Source organism: Aeromonas lacus (genome assembly GCF_000764665.1).
GTDB classification, from domain to species: domain Bacteria; phylum Pseudomonadota; class Gammaproteobacteria; order Enterobacterales; family Aeromonadaceae; genus Aeromonas; species Aeromonas lacus.
In genome coordinates this window covers 1-17,938 of record NZ_JRGM01000008.1, presented here as the reverse complement: position 1 = coordinate 17,938, position 17,938 = coordinate 1, and the positions used below count along the sequence as shown (strand labels likewise).

The following is a 17,938-nucleotide window of genomic DNA, read 5'->3' as shown; positions in this document are numbered from 1 at the left end:
TTTGCCGAGGGTATAGGTAAACTGTGAGAGGGGATTGCAGGTTGGCGGAGGTTAAAAATCCCAGCCCGGTTGTTCTGGCTGCTCGGGTTGGGCTCCTTCCTGTGCCTTGCGGCGGGCGGCGTCAACCCGCGCCTTGCGGGCGCGGCACAGACGCATCACATCCTGCTGCTGGGCGGGGGTCATGGCGAGCCAGTTGAAACGCTCCTCGCGGCTGCGCAAACACCCTTTGCAGTAGCCCTTGTTGTTCACTTCGCAGACCCCGATGCAGGGGCTCTGCAGCGGGAAGATCTCGAGCTGTTCCATCCATCACCTCGCACATCCTGTCACCTTGTTATAACCCAGCTGTCACCTTTGGCGAAATCCCTCTTCAAGTGATTGATGTCGTTTGCTTTCCCCCTGCAAATTTGGCATCTTCCCCGCCGAGCATGGCTATTGGCGTTATATGAGGACATATGAATAAACACGCGTACTGGCTGACCGCCGTGGTGCTGGGTCTGGCCGGGTGTGCAGGCAACTCTGAGCAAAATCAGGTGCCCAAAAAACAGACCGACAACAGATGTTTCCTGAACTGCGAGGTGCCGGTAAATCTGGGCAAGCAGTATCTGGATGGTACCTTGCCGGGGGAGCTGGTCAGGGTTGAGCGGGTCAATAGCCGTGCACGAGCCGATTACAGCAAGTTTGGCCCGCAGAGCCGGCTGGTATTGGAGCGTTCCGGCAAAATGAACCGCCGTTATGGCGAGCTCTACCACAAGCTCTCCCGCTGGGTGGCCAATGGCGGCAACCCTGCCGACATCACCCGTTACGGTATCAGCCTGGCCCAGCTAGGCGGGGCGGATCGGATGGGTAACGTGCTCTTCACCGGTTACTACTCGCCGGTGCTTGAGGTGCGTCGTCGTCCCGATGCCAAGTACAAATATCCTATTTATGCCATGCCCAACTGTGGCAGCCGTTGTCCGACCCGGGCCCAGATCCATCAGGGGGCGCTGGCCAACCGCGGTCTGGAGCTGGGCTACAGCAAATCCCTTATCGACAACTTCCTGATGGACGTACAGGGCTCCGGCTTTGTGCACTATGGCGATGAGGACCGGCTGCAGTATCTGGGCTACAGCGGCAAGAACGGTCACGGTTATGTGAGTATCGGCCGGGTGCTGATCGACCGCGGCGAAGTGCCCAAGGAGCAGATGTCGATGAAGGCCATCAAGGATTGGGCGAGCCGCCAGCCGGAGGAGAGCGTCAAGGAGCTGGTGGAGCAGAACCCCTCCTATGTCTTCTTCGAGCGCCGCCCGACCAACGATGTGATCGGTGCCGCCGGTATTCCACTGCTGCCGATGGCGGCCGTTGCTGCCGACAAGACCCTGTTGCCGATGGGAACCCCAATCCTCGCCGAAGTGCCCTTGCTCGACAAAGAGGGCAACTGGACCGGCAAGCATCAGCTGCGGCTGTTGATTGCGCTGGATGTGGGCGGAGCGGTGAAGAAGGGCCACCTCGACCTCTACCACGGCATGGGCGAGAAGGCCGGTGTCGCAGCGGGTCACTACAAGCACTTCGGCCGGGTCTGGAAGTTGGGTCTGCACCATGGGCCGACTGCCGCACCCTGGTTGTAACGCCAGAGCTGGCGGGTGGTGTATCAGCCAGCAACCCACTGAGGCATCGAGATAGATGTAAAAAAGCCGCCGGAGCAATCCGGCGGCTTTTTGTTTGGGTCTCTTTGGCTGAACTAGGTGTTGCAAACGGGATCAGCGTTTCTGGATATCCAGCTTGATGGCACCTACCGGCTTGCAGCAGCAGGGGAGACACTCCCCCAGGGAGACAAAGGCGAGCGGCACATTGGGGTAGTGCACCTTGCCCGCGATGAGCGGGGTTCGGCAGGCACCGCAATAGCCGCTGCGGCACTGGAACTCGACCCTATGGCCATGGCGCTCCAGCGTCTCCAGCACGCTTTCGCCGGGATGGGCGTGCAGCACGCCATCCCGGGTATGTACCCGTGGTGCCTGCACCGCCTGTTGTTCGGCAGGCGAGTGCGGGGCAGGGGTCAGCGTGCGGATGGCGTCACTCACAGCTCGAAATCACCCAGATCGTCGGCATTCACTTCGCTGTCGATCTGACCCACCAGATAGGAGCTTACCTCCACCTCTTGCGGGGCGACCTGCACGTTGTCGGAGGAGAGCCAGGTGTTGATCCAGGGGATCGGGTTCTGCTTGGTGCCGGCAAAGGCTGGCTGCAGACCGACGGCGGCCATCCGCAGGTTGGTGATGTACTCGACGTACTGGCAGAGGATGTCCTTGTTCAGGCCGATCATGGAGCCGCCCTGGAACAGGTACTCGGCCCACTCTTTCTCCTGAATGGCTGCCTCTTTGAACAGCTCGAAGCAGGCCTGTTCGCACTCGGCGGCGATCTCGGCCATCTCGGGGTCATCCTGACCGCTGCGCATCAGGTTCAGCATGTGCTGGGTACCGGTCAAATGCAGAGCTTCATCGCGGGCGATCATCTTGATGATCTTGGCGTTGCCCTCCATCAGCTCACGCTCGGCGAAGGCAAAGGAGCAGGCGAAGCTGACGTAGAAGCGGATTGCTTCCAGCGCGTTGACGCTCATCAGGCAGAGATAGAGCTTCTTCTTGAGCTCGCGCAATGTGATGGTCACCTCGCGGCCAGCGACAATATGGGTCCCTTCACCGTGCAGGTTGTAGAGGGCGGTCGCCTCGATCAGATCGTCGTAGAAGTGGCTGATGGAGCCGGCGCGCTTCAGGATCTGCTCGTTGGTCACGATGTCGTCGAACACTTGAGCGGGGGTGTTGACGATATTGCGGATGATATGGGTGTAGGAGCGAGAGTGGATGGTCTCGGAGAACGCCCAGGTCTCGATCCAGGTTTCCAGCTCCGGAATGGAGACCAACGGCAGCAGCGCCACGTTGGGGCTGCGACCCTGAATGGAGTCCAGCAGTGTCTGGTACTTCAGGTTGGAGATGAAGATGTGCTGCTCGTGCGGGGGCAGTGCCTGATAGTCGATGCGATCACGGGAGACATCCACCTCTTCCGGGCGCCAGAAGAAGGAGAGTTGTTTTTCGATCAGCCGCTCGAACACTTCGTGCTTTTGCTGGTCATAACGGGCTACGTTGACCGATTGGCCAAAAAACATCGGCTCTTTGAGCTGGTCGTTTTGGGTTTGGCAGAAAGTTGAATAGGCCATGGTTACCAGAATGTCTGTATGGAGAAAACAGGAGAGCGGGAGCTTGTCGCTCCCGCCCGGTTATCAGATCTTGCCGTGACTTAGATTTTGCAAGCCCCGCCAGCACAACCGTCATCTTGCAGATCGGTCTGGGCATCGTCCGCACCATCACGGGTGTTGTGATAGTAGAGGGTCTTGAGGCCGTATTTGTAGGCGGTCAGCAAGTCCTTCAGCAGCTGCTTCATCGGCACCTTGTTGCCTTCGAAACGGGCCGGATCGTAGTTGGTGTTGGCGGAGATCGCCTGATCCACAAACTTCTGCATGATACCGACCAGCTGCAGGTAGCCGTCAACGCTCGGTTGCTTCCAGAGCAGTTCGTATTGATCTTTCAGGCGATCATACTCGGGCACCACCTGTTTGAGAATGCCGTCTTTGGAGGCTTTGACCGAGACCAGACCGCGCGGCGGCTCGATGCCGTTGGTGGCGTTGGAGATCTGGCTGGAGGTCTCGCTTGGCATCAGGGCGGTCAGGGTGGAGTTGCGCAAGCCCACGGACTTGATATCGGAACGCAGGCTTTCCCAATCCAGATGCAGCGGCTCGTTGCACAGTGCATCCAGATCCTTCTTGTAGGTATCGATCGGCAGGATGCCCTGGGCATAGGTGGTCTCGCCAAACAGCGGGCAGGGGCCAAATTCGCGTGCCAGCTGCACGGAGGCTTTCAACAGGTAGTACTGGATCGCTTCGAAAGTGCGGTGAGTCAGCGCCAGACCGGAGCCGTCAGAGTAGCGGGCACCATTCTTGGCCAGGTAGTAGGCGTAGTTGATGACGCCGATACCCAGAGTACGACGCCCCATGCTGCCTCGCTTGGCGGCGGCAATCGGGTAGTCCTGATAGTCGAGCAGGGCGTCGAGGGCACGCACGGCCAGATCGGCCATCTCTTCCAGATCTTCCAGCTTGTCGATGGCACCCAGGTTAAAGGCGGAGAGGGTGCACAGTGCGATCTCGCCGTTCTCGTCGTCGATGTTGTTGAGCGGCTTGGTCGGCAGCGCAATCTCGAGGCAGAGGTTGGACTGGCGTACCGGCGCCACGCTCGGATCAAACGGGCTGTGGGTGTTGCAGTGATCGACGTTCTGGATGTAGATGCGACCGGTACCGGCACGCTCCTGCATCATCAGGGAGAAGAGATCGACTGCCTTGAGGGTCTTCTTGCGAATGGCAGGATCCTGCTCGTACTTGACGTAGAGCTCTTCGAACTTGTCCTGATCGGCGAAGAAGGCATCGTACAGACCCGGCGCATCGGACGGGGAGAACAATGTGATGTCACCGCCCTTGATGAGGCGCTGGTACATCAGCTTGTTGATCTGCACGCCGTAGTCCATGTGACGGACACGGTTCTCTTCCACGCCGCGGTTGTTTTTCAGCACCAGCAGGCTCTCTACTTCGGTGTGCCACAGCGGGTAGAACAGGGTGGCCGCACCGCCGCGCACGCCGCCCTGGGAGCAGCACTTCACGGCAGTCTGGAAGTATTTGTAGAAGGGGATGCAACCGGTATGGAACGCTTCGCCGCCACGGATGGGGCTGCCCAGACCACGGATGCGCCCGGCGTTGATGCCGATCCCGGCGCGCTGGGAGACGTAACGCACGATGGAGCTGGCGGTGGCGTTGATGGAGTCCAGGCTGTCGTCGCACTCGATCAGCACGCAGGAGCTGAACTGACGGGTCGGGGTGCGCACACCGCTCATGATCGGGGTCGGCAGGGAGATCTTGAAGGTCGAAACCGCATCATAGAAGCGTTTGATGTAGTCCAGACGGGTATCTTTCGGGTACTTGGAGAAGAGGCAGGCCGCTACCAGGATGTAGAGGAACTGCGGGCTCTCGTAGATCTCGCCGGTGACGCGATTTTGTACCAGATACTTGCCTTCCAGCTGCTTGACCGCCGCGTAGGAGAAGTTCATGTCGCGCCAGTGATCCATGTGCGCGTTCAGCTCTTCGAATTCGGCCTGGGTGTAGTCTTCCAGCAGGTGTTTGTCGTACTTGCCCATGTCAACCAGACGAGCCACGTGCTGGTAGAGGTGAGGCGGTTCGAACTGGCCGTAGGCCTTCTTGCGCAGGTGGAAGATGGCCAGACGGGCAGCCATGTACTGGTAGTCCGGGGTCTGCTCGGAGATGAGGTCAGCCGTTGCCTTGATGATGGTTTCGTGAATGTCGGCGGTACGGATACCGTCATAGAACTGGATGTGGGACTTGAGCTCTACCTGGGAGACCGACACGTTGTCGAGACCCTCGGCGGCCCAGTCCAGCACGCGGTGAATTTTATCCAGATCGATGGGTTCTTTGTGTCCGTTACGCTTCGTCACAAACAAGTTCATTGGCTGATGACCTTTAGTTGATTCCCGAAAAACCATCGCACGCCACCCGGCTGCTGGCGGTCACAGGAGGACGGGCCGGTGCAGTTGTTGGGTAACTATTGTGCGATGAATCACAAGATATAGTGTTATTTTGATGTCGAGCTACAAGATAGTGAGGTCGACTGCGCATTGCAATGTGTGGATAACTGGCTTGCTGTGGATAAATTGTGGGTGTTGTTGTCTCTGTTAGTGGTTGCTCACAGTGAGCGGGTTTTCATTCGTCCGCTTCGTCAAATGCAAGCCTCCCGATCGAAGATGGAAAATTTAAATAACTTTTTTTGCTTGCGAAAAGGGGGCCTTTTTACTAGCAAACCGCTGCTGATTATCCATTGCCCAACAAGGGACAAAAGCTGTCCAGCTCTCGGTTGTCACTGCAAAATGTGAAGCGCACTTTCTCGGTCTGCTTGCTGACAGTTGCCTCAGTGAAACGGGAGCAAGGTTGTCATATGGACTCTTTGCGACAGTTAAAGTTGCCTTGACTATCTATCTACGCTCTCTTCTCGTTAGCTGTCGGGACAGGAGAAGGCCGTAAAAAAGGGCATCGATCCCTGATGCCCCAACGCTTGCTACGTTACGACCGGCAGTTTCAGCCCAGCTCGTAGCGCAGCCAGTGGTGCAGCGCCTGCACGGTATCAAAGTGCAGATCGGCGCCCCACTGGGCAGGATCTTCCTCATCATTGAGATAGCCCCAGCCAGCGACTGCAGTGCGCATGCCGGCGTTGCGGCCCGCTTCGATGTCGCGCACATGATCCCCCACATAGAGGCAGTGACTCGCTTCGACGCCGAGCTTCTCGCAGGCAAAATACATGGGGGCAGGGTCGGGCTTGCGTACCGGCAGGGTATCGGCGCTGACGGTGACGCCGCAACTGGCGAGCTCGGGCAGGGCCGCCAGCAGCGGCTCGGTGAGAAAGGCCGGCTTATTGGTGACGATGCCCCAGGGCAGCTTCTTCTCGTCGAGCCACTCGATGAGATCCACCATCCCCTCATAGGGGCGGGTACCGACGCAGAGGTTGGCAGCGTAGTAGTCGAGCAGGGCATTGCGCAGGCGGTTGGCGCCCAGCTCTTCCAGCAGATCGTCGCCGAGGCCAGCCCTGAGCAGCCCGAGGGCGCCGTGGGAGGTGGTCTGGCGAATGATCTCGTCAGAAAGCGGCGCAAAGCCTTCGCTTATCAGCACGTGATTGACGGCCGCGCCCAGATCCGGCGCTGTGTCGAGCAGGGTGCCGTCCAGATCGAACAGCACACAGCCAAGGGGCTGCGGGTGAGAGGCGCTCATCAGCCGTGCTCCGGGCGGATGAACTCCACCATATAGTTGACGTCGACGTTGCGACCGAGCCGGAAGCTGTTGGAGAGCGGCGCATAGTGGACGCCGCTCATGTCGCGCACCAACAGGCCCGCGGCTTCACCCATGCGACAGAGTTCGGCGGGCATGATGAATTTTTTATGATCGTGAGTCCCCTTGGGCACCATCTTCATCAGGTACTCGGCGCCGAGGATCATCATCAGATAGGATTTGGGGTTGCGGTTGATGGTGGAGACGAACACCCGGCCACCCGGGCGCACCAGGGTCGCGATGGCGCGCAGCACCGAGGCCGGATCCGGCACGTGCTCCAGCATCTCCATGCAGGTGACCACGTCATACTGGCTGGGGGCTTCTTCTGCGTGTGCTTCGGCAGTGATCTGGCGGTACTCGAGCTCGACACCCTGCTCCAGAGCGTGCAGGCGAGCGACGCCAAGGGGCTCCTTGCCCATGTCGATGCCGGTCACTTTGGCGCCACGGCGGGCCATGCTCTCGGCGAGAATGCCGCCGCCGCAGCCGATGTCGAGCACGCGCTTGCCAAACAGGCCACCGCTCTTGTTGGTTATCCAGTCAAGGCGCACCGGATTGATCTGGTGCAGAGGCTTGAACTCGCCCTCCATGTCCCACCAGCGAGAGGCGATGGCTTCAAATTTGGCGATTTCGGTCAGGTCGACATTGGCGTCACTGTTCATTTATCGAAGATCCTGTGGCAGGGCGCGCAGAGCGGGTGACTCGCGCGCAATCTATTGTCCTGGCGGGCATTATAACGGACGGACTTTGTCAAACCAGCCCGATTTGTGGCTTAAGGAATCCGCCTTGGTGTGTTACCATGTCGCGCTGTTTAAGCCAAAGAACAACTAATTAGGGATTAAGGCTTTCTATGAGCGATCTGGCCAGAGAGATCACGCCGGTCAACATCGAAGAAGAGCTCAAGAGTTCCTATCTTGATTACGCCATGAGCGTGATCGTAGGACGAGCTCTGCCGGATGTGCGTGATGGCTTGAAACCGGTTCACCGCCGCGTTCTGTTTGCTATGAACGAGTTGGGGAACGACTGGAACAAGCCCTATAAAAAATCGGCCCGTGTGGTCGGTGACGTAATCGGTAAATATCACCCGCACGGCGATAGCGCTGTGTATGACACCATTGTCCGGATGGCGCAGGATTTCTCCATGCGTTACATGCTGGTCGATGGTCAGGGCAACTTCGGTTCAGTCGACGGCGACAGCGCCGCGGCCATGCGTTATACCGAAGTGCGGATGGCCCGCATCTCCCATGAGCTGCTTGCTGATCTGGACAAAGAGACCGTGGACTGGGTGCCGAACTATGACGGTACCGAGATGATCCCGGCGGTCATGCCCACCAAGGTTCCCAACCTGCTGGTCAACGGCTCCTCAGGTATTGCGGTGGGCATGGCGACCAACATTCCGCCTCACAACCTCACCGAGATTGTCAACGGCTGCTTGGCGCTGATCGAAAACGGCGACCTCACCATTGACGAGCTGATGACCTACATCACCGGCCCCGATTTCCCCACCGGCGGCATCATCAACGGTCGTTCCGGTATCGTGCAGGCTTATCGCACCGGTCGTGGCTCCATCTATGTGCGGGCCAAGGCTGAAGTGGAAGTGGACGAGAAGACCAGTCGCGAGACCATCATCGTTCACGAGATCCCCTATCAGGTGAACAAGGCTCGTCTGATCGAGAAGATCGCCGAGCTGGTCAAAGAGAAGAAGATCGAGGGCATCAGTGCCCTGCGCGATGAGTCTGACAAAGACGGCATGCGCATCGTTATCGAGATCAAGCGCGGCGAGTCCGGCGAGATTGTGCTGAACAATCTCTACAAGCACACCCAGATGCAGACCACGTTCGGCATCAACATGGTGGCGCTCGATAACAACCAGCCCAAGGTGATGAACCTTAAAGAGATCCTGGATGCGTTCCTGCTGCACCGCCGTGAAGTGGTGACTCGTCGGACCGTGTTCGAACTGCGCAAGGCGCGGGATCGGGCGCACATTTTGGAAGGTCTGGCGGTTGCGCTGGCCAACATCGATCCCATCATCGAGCTGATCCGCCACAGCGCGACCCCGGCCGACGCGAAAGCGGGCCTGGTAGCTAAAGGCTGGGAACTCGGTAACGTGGCGTCCATGCTGGAGAAAGCGGGCGACGACGCGGCACGGCCAGAGTGGCTGGAGCCGGAGTTCGGTATCCGTGAAGGCCAATACTTCCTGACCGAACAGCAAGCACAGGCCATCCTTGACCTGCGTCTGCACAAGCTGACCGGCCTCGAGCACGAGAAGATCCTGGAAGAGTACCAATCTCTGCTGGATCTGATCGCCGAGTTGCTGCACATCCTGGCGAGCCCGGCTCGTCTGATGGAAGTGATCCGCGATGAACTGCTGGCCGTGCGCGAGCAGTATGGCGACGAGCGTCGCACCGAGATCAGCATGTCCAGTGCCGAGATCAACATCGAAGATCTGATCACCCCGGAAGACGTGGTGGTTACCCTGTCTCACCAAGGCTATGTGAAGTATCAGCCGCTCTCCGACTACGAGGCCCAGCGCCGCGGTGGTCGTGGCAAGTCAGCCACCCGGATCAAGGAAGAGGACTTTGTGGAGCGTCTGCTGGTGGCCAACACCCACGACACCATTCTGTGCTTCTCCACCCGCGGCAAGGTCTACTGGCTCAAGGTCTATCAGCTGCCGGAAGCGTCCCGTGGCGCCCGTGGTCGTCCGATCATCAACCTGCTGCCGCTGGACGAGGGTGAGCGCATCACCGCCATCCTGCCGGTCAAGGAATATGACGCCGAGAAGTATGTCTTCTTCGCCACCGCCAACGGTACCGTGAAGAAGACCAGCCTCTCTGACTTCAGCCGTCCGCTCTCCTCCGGTATTCGTGCCATCAACCTCAAAGAGGGTGATGAGCTGATCGGGGTGGATATCACCGACGGCAGCAACGAGATCATGCTCTTCTCCGACGCGGGCAAAGTGGTTCGCTTCGCCGAAGGCAGCGGTCGCGCTGATGCCGATGTCAGCGATGAGGTCGAAACCGACGATGATGCCGGTAACGACGATGATGGCAGCGACAACGGTGAAGGCACCGAAAGCAAGGGCACCTTCAAGGGCGTGCGCCCGATGGGTCGTACCGCGGCCGGTGTGCGCGGCATCAAGCTGGGCGCCGGTGACAAGGTTGTTTCCCTCATCGTTCCGCGCGGCGAAGGTGCCATCCTCACCGCGACCGAGAACGGTTACGGCAAGCGGACTGCGTTGGCCGAGTACCCGACCAAGAGCCGTGGTACCCAGGGCGTTATCTCCATCAAGGTGGACGATCGCAACGGCAAGGTCATCGATGCCATCCAGGTTGAAGAGACCGATCAGATCATGCTGATCACCAACGGCGGCACTCTGGTGCGTACCCGAGTGGCTGAGGTAAGCATTATCGGTCGCAACACTGGTGGTGTGCGTCTGATCCGTACCGGTGAAGATGAAACCGTCGTCGGTTTGCAGCGCATTGCCGAAAGCGATGAAGACGAGAACGATGCAGTGGTTGCTGAGGGGGAGGTGTCCGAAGGCACTGATACCGCAGCAGACGCCGCCGGTTCCGTTGATGGCGAGGCGGGCGACGAGTAATCGTTCCTCCTTGCTGCAGCAGATAAAAAGAGCGACCTTGCGGTCGCTCTTTTATTTTCTTCGCTTGGGTATTTTCTTTAACAGGGCCCGCGATGCCGGGGCATCATTACTCCTGCAGCCACATTCTGGCGCTGCGAGCAGGGATCGCCAGCCGTACCCACTGACTCTGCACATTGACCACCGCATTCTGATCGAGCACATCCCGGTAGTTGCGATACCAGTTCATCTCGTACTTGGTGGTATCGAGCCAGAACTCCTGCTCCTGCCCGCATTTGTTGATGCCAACCAGCCCCTGCTTGCCGCGCTTGAACAGTACGAAACAGTTGTCGCTGCCGACCAGCTGCATCGGTTGCCCTTGTACCGCATTGTGGAAGCGGATCATCCCCTTGAGATCGGCGCGCAGGTAGTAGTCCTGCCAGCGCAAGCCATCCTTGTCTCGGGTTTCGCCATGATCGGAGTAGACCAGTGGCGAGCCACCATCGCGGCCGAGCAGGTAGGCATACGCCAGCGACTCGTCTGTCTGGTTCAGGATCTGGTAGCGAAAGCCGTCATTGGTGGGGATGTCGTGGGTGACCGCGAAGGTGACCGCACGGCTGCCGGGCAGTGCCTGACCATAAGCACCCGGATCGGCCAGCAGGTTCATGCTGCCACCGTAACTGAACGCCCCGCGCAGGGAGGCAAAGAGCGGGAAGTCGTAGGCACCCTGACCGCTGCTGTCGAGGTAGGGCTTGAGGAAGTTCTCATAGTCGCTGTTGCCAGCGCCCCCCGTGGTGATCACCTCGCCAAAGACATGCATCCCTTGTTTGATTTCGGGGGTGAAGATGGCATTGATCTGGTAATCACTCATGTGCTTGACCGCATCGACCCGAAAGCCTTTGATCCCCATCCCCTTGAGCGCCTGCAGGTAGGCCTGCTGCTGGCTCACCACCCAGTTGTTGGGGTCAAGGTCCGGCAAGCCCTTGTCACCCGGCCCACCGCACAGCCGCCAGTACTGGACATGGCCCGGATTGTTCCAGTCGGTGATGCACCCTTCCGGATGAAAATCCTGGCCAGAGAGGAAGTTTTGCCCCAGATCGCCAAACAGTTTCTGGCGCTCGAAGTAGCTGGGGTTGCTGGCGTAGCTCTGCAGCAGCTCGTTGCCGGGGTAGTTGAGGTCCTGGCGCTTCCAGCTTTCGTTGGCCATGTGGTTGAGCACCACATCGGCATAGACGGCGATACCTCGCGCCTTCATGGCGGCGATCAGCTGCTCGAGATCCTGCTTGTTGCCAAGGGGGGAGTCGACAAGGCGCAGATCCTGGGGTTGGTAACGGGCCCACCACTCGTTGCCCGAGGACTTCAGTGGCGGTGAGATGAGCACCTGTTTATAGCCGGCACTCTTGATGAGATCGGCTTTGGCGGTCACTTCACTGTATTTCCAGTTGAAGGCGTGCAGTATGACATCGGCGTGCGCCAAGGGGGCGATCAGCATTCCTGCGATCGCCAGCATTCCCGCTGTGTGTTTCATTGTTATTTCCCTTTCTTGTTGTTGTGACAATGCCTGAAATGGGCAGAGCAGCTTTGGCACAACCAAGGTCAATCGCAATCGCATTCCGGTGAATTTGTGATGGATTTCAAGGTGAGTTCGCCGAAGTTGTGAGCGCTTTCAGGTTTCAATGGCACTGGAAATTGTGCTGCCGAGGTGACGTTTTTTAGTAATTTGTTTGTCACTGGCTTGTCATCACCGCGCGATATCTTGTCCGGTGAGTGATGCATCCTGGCATCACACTCAGCGTGGTTCACATTGACCGTACAGGGAGCTGCATATGACCAGTTGGATAACCTGGGAGATCTGGTGGAGTCGGGTATGGGGTGAAGCAGAGCTGCCAATCCGTGGTGAAGAGTCGCTGGAAGTGGCCCATGAGCCGTCACGACTCCCGGCAGAACTGCTGGAGCAGGGCAGGGATGAGCACGCACCCTGAAGGTTGCAAGATACATCTCGCAGCCCATGGCTTTTTAGAAGAGTGTCAGCTGCTCGCCCGGGCGGATAAAGAGATCCTCCCTTAATTGAACGTGGCGTTTGCCAAGCCCCAGCCGCTTGCTGATCAGGCGAAAGCGCTGGGACAACAGGTCGGCAAAGTGTCCCTCGCCACGCATTCGCGTGCCAAAGGCTGCACTGTTGAGCCCGCCACCGCGGCTGGCCCGCAACTGGTTCAGGATCGCCTCCTTCTGGCCGGGGTAGTGCTCATCCAGCCAGTCACTGAACAGCGGTGCCAGCTCGTGAGGCAACCGCAACAGGATATAGTCGGCGCAACAGGCGCCAGCGTTGGCAGCCGATTTGATGATCTGCTCCAGCTCAGGTTCATTGAGGCGAGGGATCATCGGAGCAGCCAACACACCAACCCGCACCCCGGCGCTGGCCAGCTTCTCGACCACTTTCAAGCGACCGGCGCCCGAGCTGGCTCTGGGCTCAAGCTGGCGTCTCAGGGTTTCATTCAAGGTTGTCACCGATACCATCACCTGACAGAGCCCTTCTCTGGCGAGTTCGCTCAGCAAGTCGAGATCGCGCAATATCATGGCGCTTTTGGTGATAAGCCCCACCGGATGGCGGTGGGCCAGCATCATTTCCAGCAGTTGACGGGTGAGGCGATAGCGTTGCTCAACAGGTTGGTAGGGGTCGGTATTGGCACCGATGACGATGGTCTGTGGCTGATACGCCGGTTTGACAAACTCTCGGCGCAGCAGATCGGCCGCATTGCGTTTGGCAAACAGCCTGGTTTCGAAATCGAGGCCGGGGGAGAGCTCCAGATAGGTGTGGCTGGGTCTTGCATAGCAGTAGATGCAGCCGTGTTCGCACCCCTGATAGGGATTGATGGAGCGGCCAAAGGGCACATCCGGCGAGCTGTTGTAACTGATAATGCTGCGGGCCTCTATTTCGCGCACCTCTGTGCCGGGGGCAGAGGCAGTGAAGGCGGCATCCCAATCGGAAGGCTGCCAGCCATCGTCGACCGTCTCGATCCGCGGGCCGCTGAAGCGGTGGTCGATATTGTGATTGCTGCCTCGTCCGGCCATGAATTCCATCTTTACTGTATGTGCATACAGTAATTCTGTGATCATCGCTCACCAAAGACAAGTCTCTTTGTCACTCCCGGAGTTTAAATTGCATCGGTAGGGCATCTCTGGCTTGATCCTGCGGCTACATTTCGTTTACATAAGCGAAATGCGAACTGGATCACGGAAATCAAGATGACCCCAACCACTACTCGCTGGCTTTTCATCACGCTGATCGCCCTGGTTATCTGGCGGCTTGTTCCGCTCACCACGGAGCAGGAGCTGGCGTCGGCCAATCGGGCTTGGCGAACCGGCCATTTTGATGAGGCAACCCGGATCTGGTCGCCGCTGGCCGAGCAAGGGCAACCAAGGGCGCAGGCGCTGATGGGCTGGAGCCATGAAGTGGGGCAGGGGAGCGAGCAAGATATCAACTTGGCCATCACGCTCTATCGTCAGTCGGCGCAGGCAGGCGACCCCTTTGGCCAGTACCGGTTGGCGGATGCCTATTTGCGTGGTGCCGGGGTGAAGCGGGATCTGCGCCAAGCCTTTCACTGGATGGATCTTGCCGCCCGCAATGGCGATGTGCCGGCCATGCTGAAAGTCGGGGTGCTCCATCTGATGGGGGCGAGCGGGCGTGTCGAGCTCTCGCAGGGGAAACAGTGGCTCTATCAGGCGGCCCAAAAGGGCAACAAGCTGGCGCTGCACGTGCTGCAGCAACTGGCACAGGCCGAGGAGGGGGCCAGCGATTTTGACTTCAACTGGCAGCCGCTGCTTGGTGAATAGTCGGCAAGCATCTCATTTAACTGTAGAAAATCTCATCAAACCCGATACAGCCACGGTTACTTCTGGTAGCATGGGGCCGTTTTGGCTTGGTTTGTCACCTTGAACCTTTCGCTCGGGTGGCAGGCCGTCTTCGCAAAGTGCTGTGGAGAACCAGAACATCACCTTTTTGAATCTCTTTTCCATCCCGCATGTGACCTTTGGTAGGGGTCACCACTGTATAAGGAAACACATAATGCCAATCATTACTCTGCCTGACGGCAGCCAACGTCAATTTGCCCACTCTGTTTCCGTCATGGATGTGGCTGCGGACATCGGTCCCGGTCTCGCCAAGGCGTGCATTGCCGGTCGGGTAAACGGTGAACTGGTGGATGCGTGCGAGCTGATCGAAGCCGATGCCTCGCTGGCCATCATCACTGCCAAAGACGAAGAAGGTCTGGACATTCTGCGCCACTCCTGCGCCCACTTGCTGGGTCATGCTATCAAGCAACTCTGGCCCCAGACCAAGATGGCCATCGGTCCTGTCATCGACAACGGCTTCTACTATGACGTTGATCTTGACCGTACCCTGACCGATGAAGATCTGGCTGCCCTGGAAGAGCGCATGCTGGCGCTGGTAGCCAAGGATTACGACGTTATCAAGAAAAAGGTCTCCTGGCAGGAAGCGCGCGACGTGTTCGCTGCCCGTGGCGAGACCTACAAGGTCGAAATCCTGGATCAGAACATTGCCCGTGATGACAAGCCCGGTCTTTATCATCACGAAGAGTACATCGACATGTGTCGTGGCCCCCACGTGCCCAACATGCGTCACTGCCACCACTTCAAGTTGCTGAAGATGTCCGGCGCCTACTGGCGTGGCGACTCCAACAACAAGATGCTGCAGCGTATCTACGGTACTGCCTGGGCTGACAAGAAGCAGCTCAAGGCCTATCTGCAGCGTCTGGAAGAGGCCGCCAAGCGCGACCACCGCAAGATCGGCAAGCAGCTCGACCTGTATCACATGCAGGAAGAAGCGCCGGGCATGGTGTTCTGGCACAACGATGGCTGGACCATCTTCCGCGAGCTGGAAACCTTCATCCGCGGCAAGCTCAAAGAGTACGACTATCAGGAAGTTAAAGGTCCGTTCATGATGGACCGCGTCCTGTGGGAGCGTTCAGGTCACTGGGAGAAATATGCCCAGGCCATGTTCACCACCCAGTCCGAGAACCGCGAGTACGCCATCAAGCCGATGAACTGCCCGGGTCACGTCCAGATCTTCAACCAGGGCCTGAAATCCTACCGTGATCTGCCGCTGCGTATGGCCGAGTTTGGCTCTTGCCACCGTAACGAACCGTCAGGCTCCCTGCACGGTCTGATGCGGGTGCGCGGGTTTACTCAGGATGACGCTCATATCTTCTGTACCGAAGAGCAGATCATGGAAGAGGTCTCCGGCTGTATTCGTATGGTCTATGACGTCTACGGTACTTTTGGCTTCGAGAACATCGTGGTCAAGCTCTCCACTCGTCCGGAACAGCGTATCGGCTCCGACGAAATGTGGGATCGCGCTGAGCAGGCACTGGCCGAAGCGCTGGAGCTCAACGGTCTGAAATACGATCTGCAGCCGGGTGAAGGTGCTTTCTACGGTCCGAAGATCGAATTTACCCTGCACGATTGTCTTGATCGTGCGTGGCAGTGTGGTACCGTGCAGCTCGACTTTGCCCTGCCGGGCCGTCTGGGCGCCACCTATGTAGGTGAAAACAACGAGCGCCACGTGCCAGTCATGATCCACCGTGCAATTCTGGGCTCCATCGAGCGCTTTATCGGTATCCTGACTGAAGAGTACGCAGGCCTGTTCCCGGCCTGGCTGGCTCCGACCCAGGCAGTGGTCATGAATATCACCGACAATCAGGCCGAATATGCAGTGAAAGTAGCCAAAGCATTGAATGATGCGGGCCTTCGCGCAAAAGCGGACTTGAGAAATGAGAAGATTGGCTTTAAAATCCGCGAGCATACTTTGAAGCGAGTACCGTTCATGCTGGTCTGTGGCGATAAAGAAGTTGAAGCCGGCCAGATTGCAGTACGTACTCGTAAAGGGGCTGACCTGGGCACTTATCCTGTCGAAGAGTTCATCGCTCTGTTGACCCAGGAAGTTCAGACCCGCGGACAAAAGAAAGTGGAGGAATAAGCTATAAAAGGCGGAAAAAAACTGGGCAAGCAACCGCAAGCCCGCGCTCACCGGATCAATGAAGAGATCCGTCTGAAAGAAGTTCGTCTGACTGGTCTGGATGGTGAAGCCATTGGCATCACCTCCATTCAGGATGCTCTGAACTTGGCCGCAGAGGCCGGAGTTGATCTGGTCGAGATCAGTCCAAATGCTGAGCCGCCCGTTTGCCGGATCATGGATTACGGCAAATTCCTCTACGAAAAGAGCAAAACAACCAAAGAACAGAAGAAAAAGCAGAAAGTCGTCCAGGTCAAGGAAATCAAATTCCGTCCTGGCACTGACGAAGGCGACTATCAGGTAAAACTACGCAACCTGGTTCGCTTTCTGGAAGACGGGGACAAAGCTAAGGTCACCCTGCGCTTCCGTGGTCGTGAAATGGCACACCAGGAGCTTGGTATCAAGGTTCTGGAGCGCGTCAAGAACGATCTGGAAGAGTTGGCCGTAGTCGAGTCGTTCCCGAAAGTCGAAGGCCGTCAAGCTGTGATGGTCCTCGCACCTAAGAAGAAATCTTAAGGCCCACAAGAAATTGACTCATGGGGCTCGCTCCATGAGTCGGTTCGCCTTGCGATTTTGTTGTCACTCACAATGCGGAGTATGAAATGCCGAAGATGAAAACCAACCGGGGCGCCGCAAAGCGCTTCAAGAAGACTGGCTCAGGTCGCTTCAAGTGCAAGCACAACCACCTGCGTCACATCCTGACCAAGAAGAGCAGTAAGCGTAAGCGTCAGCTGGGACCGAAGTTCTTTGTTTCCGCTGCCGACCACAAACGTGTTGTCGCTTGTCTGCCGTACGCATAAGGGGGGATGTGAAAAATGCCAAGAGTTAAACGTGGTGTGACTGCTCGTGCTCGTCACAAGAAAGTAATGAAAGCCGCCAAGGGTTACTACGGCGCCCGTTCCCGTGTTTACCGCGTAGCGGTACAAGCGGTAACCAAAGCTGGTCAGTATGCCTACCGTGACCGTCGCCAGAAAAAGCGTCAGTTCCGTCAGCTGTGGATTGCGCGTATCAACGCTGCTGCCCGTCAGAACGGTCTGTCCTACAGCCGTCTGATCAACGGTCTGAAGAAGGCTTCTATCGAGATCGATCGCAAGATCCTGTCCGATATCGCCGTTCACGACAAGCTGGCTTTCACCGCCCTGGTTGAAAAAGCTAAAGCAGCTCTGGTCTAATCCAGCTCTGTTATAAAAAATAAAGGAGGCTCAGGCCTCCTTTTTTGTTGGTGTAATATTTAATTTCAGTATTTATATATATATTCTTTAGTGAGCTAAATTAAGATTGATATTCTTAATTCAAAGTTACAAATCAAGTTTCATCTGATCTATCTAACGTAATAATTTTTCGAAACCTATAGTTACGCTACCTTTGCGATTTTCCATCAATGTTCATCTTGGTACCTATTCTGGTTATATAATTTTACCTAAAACTATTC

The 17,938-nt window shown here is 57.6% G+C and carries 16 protein-coding genes; 8 read left to right on the top strand and 8 right to left on the bottom strand.

Annotation, left to right across the window (positions count from 1 at the left end; translation table 11 throughout):
• Positions 1 to 51: 51 nt before the first annotated feature.
• Positions 52 to 303 (bottom strand): DUF1289 domain-containing protein, encoded by a 252-nt coding sequence (locus LG31_RS0100095; RefSeq protein WP_033112479.1) that lies wholly within the window; start codon positions 301 to 303, stop codon positions 52 to 54.
• A gap of 149 nt (positions 304 to 452) precedes the next feature.
• Here LG31_RS0100095 and mltA point away from each other — a divergent pair, with 149 nt between their 5' ends.
• Entirely contained in the window at positions 453 to 1,604 is a 1,152-nt protein-coding gene (gene mltA / locus LG31_RS0100090) for a murein transglycosylase A (protein ID WP_033112478.1), read from the top strand.
• 132 nt (positions 1,605 to 1,736) lie between these two features.
• Here the strand turns inward: mltA and yfaE are convergent, their stop codons facing one another.
• The 5 genes from yfaE to ubiG form a co-directional block, all read right to left on the bottom strand.
• On the bottom strand, positions 1,737 to 2,057 hold the full coding sequence (gene yfaE / locus LG31_RS0100085) for a class I ribonucleotide reductase maintenance protein YfaE (protein WP_033112477.1): 321 nt from the start codon (positions 2,055 to 2,057) through the stop codon (positions 1,737 to 1,739).
• On the bottom strand, positions 2,054 to 3,187 hold the full coding sequence (nrdB, locus tag LG31_RS0100080; protein ID WP_033112476.1) for a class Ia ribonucleoside-diphosphate reductase subunit beta: 1,134 nt from the start codon (positions 3,185 to 3,187) through the stop codon (positions 2,054 to 2,056). Before nrdB ends, yfaE begins: the two co-directional genes overlap by 4 nt.
• An 80-nt stretch (positions 3,188 to 3,267) precedes the next feature.
• Positions 3,268 to 5,535: a class 1a ribonucleoside-diphosphate reductase subunit alpha gene (gene nrdA / locus LG31_RS0100075; RefSeq protein ID WP_033112475.1), complete on the bottom strand. Its 2,268-nt coding sequence runs from the start codon at positions 5,533 to 5,535 to the stop codon at positions 3,268 to 3,270.
• A gap of 625 nt (positions 5,536 to 6,160) precedes the next feature.
• On the bottom strand, positions 6,161 to 6,847 hold the full coding sequence (locus LG31_RS0100070; RefSeq protein ID WP_033112474.1) for an HAD family hydrolase: 687 nt from the start codon (positions 6,845 to 6,847) through the stop codon (positions 6,161 to 6,163).
• Entirely contained in the window at positions 6,847 to 7,563 is a 717-nt protein-coding gene (gene ubiG, locus LG31_RS0100065; protein ID WP_033112473.1) for a bifunctional 2-polyprenyl-6-hydroxyphenol methylase/3-demethylubiquinol 3-O-methyltransferase UbiG, read from the bottom strand. The genes LG31_RS0100070 and ubiG overlap by 1 nt, the downstream gene beginning before the upstream one ends.
• A gap of 188 nt (positions 7,564 to 7,751) precedes the next feature.
• On the opposite strand from ubiG, the gene gyrA reads away from it, so the two are divergent.
• Positions 7,752 to 10,499, top strand: a complete 2,748-nt coding sequence (gene gyrA, locus LG31_RS0100060) for a DNA topoisomerase (ATP-hydrolyzing) subunit A (RefSeq protein WP_033112472.1) — start codon at positions 7,752 to 7,754, stop codon at positions 10,497 to 10,499.
• Positions 10,500 to 10,605: 106 nt separating this feature from the next.
• On the opposite strand, the gene LG31_RS0100055 is transcribed toward gyrA, so the two are convergent.
• Entirely contained in the window at positions 10,606 to 12,003 is a 1,398-nt protein-coding gene (locus LG31_RS0100055) for an alpha-amylase family protein (RefSeq protein WP_033112471.1), read from the bottom strand.
• A 298-nt stretch (positions 12,004 to 12,301) separates the two neighbouring features.
• On the opposite strand from LG31_RS0100055, the gene LG31_RS21380 reads away from it, so the two are divergent.
• Positions 12,302 to 12,457, top strand: a complete 156-nt coding sequence (locus tag LG31_RS21380; RefSeq protein ID WP_167334746.1) for a hypothetical protein — start codon at positions 12,302 to 12,304, stop codon at positions 12,455 to 12,457.
• Between the two features lie 34 nt (positions 12,458 to 12,491).
• On the opposite strand, the gene LG31_RS0100050 is transcribed toward LG31_RS21380, so the two are convergent.
• Positions 12,492 to 13,547, bottom strand: coding sequence for a PA0069 family radical SAM protein (locus LG31_RS0100050; protein ID WP_033112470.1), 1,056 nt, complete (start codon positions 13,545 to 13,547; stop codon positions 12,492 to 12,494).
• Between the two features lie 174 nt (positions 13,548 to 13,721).
• On the opposite strand from LG31_RS0100050, the gene LG31_RS0100045 reads away from it, so the two are divergent.
• From LG31_RS0100045 to rplT, 5 genes are all read left to right on the top strand, one after another.
• Positions 13,722 to 14,309, top strand: a complete 588-nt coding sequence (locus LG31_RS0100045; protein ID WP_033112469.1) for a tetratricopeptide repeat protein — start codon at positions 13,722 to 13,724, stop codon at positions 14,307 to 14,309.
• A 232-nt stretch (positions 14,310 to 14,541) separates the two neighbouring features.
• The gene (gene thrS, locus LG31_RS0100040; protein WP_033112468.1) at positions 14,542 to 16,470 is read left to right on the top strand and encodes a threonine--tRNA ligase; all 1,929 of its coding nucleotides are present in this window, start codon (positions 14,542 to 14,544) and stop codon (positions 16,468 to 16,470) included.
• Between the two features lie 3 nt (positions 16,471 to 16,473).
• On the top strand, positions 16,474 to 17,022 hold the full coding sequence (infC, locus tag LG31_RS0100035) for a translation initiation factor IF-3 (protein WP_084059495.1): 549 nt from the start codon (positions 16,474 to 16,476) through the stop codon (positions 17,020 to 17,022).
• Between the two features lie 86 nt (positions 17,023 to 17,108).
• Positions 17,109 to 17,306 (top strand): 50S ribosomal protein L35, encoded by a 198-nt coding sequence (gene rpmI / locus LG31_RS0100030; RefSeq protein ID WP_005300673.1) that lies wholly within the window; start codon positions 17,109 to 17,111, stop codon positions 17,304 to 17,306.
• Positions 17,307 to 17,321: 15 nt separating this feature from the next.
• Positions 17,322 to 17,678, top strand: coding sequence for a 50S ribosomal protein L20 (rplT, locus tag LG31_RS0100025; RefSeq protein WP_005300683.1), 357 nt, complete (start codon positions 17,322 to 17,324; stop codon positions 17,676 to 17,678).
• Positions 17,679 to 17,938 lie beyond the last annotated feature (260 nt).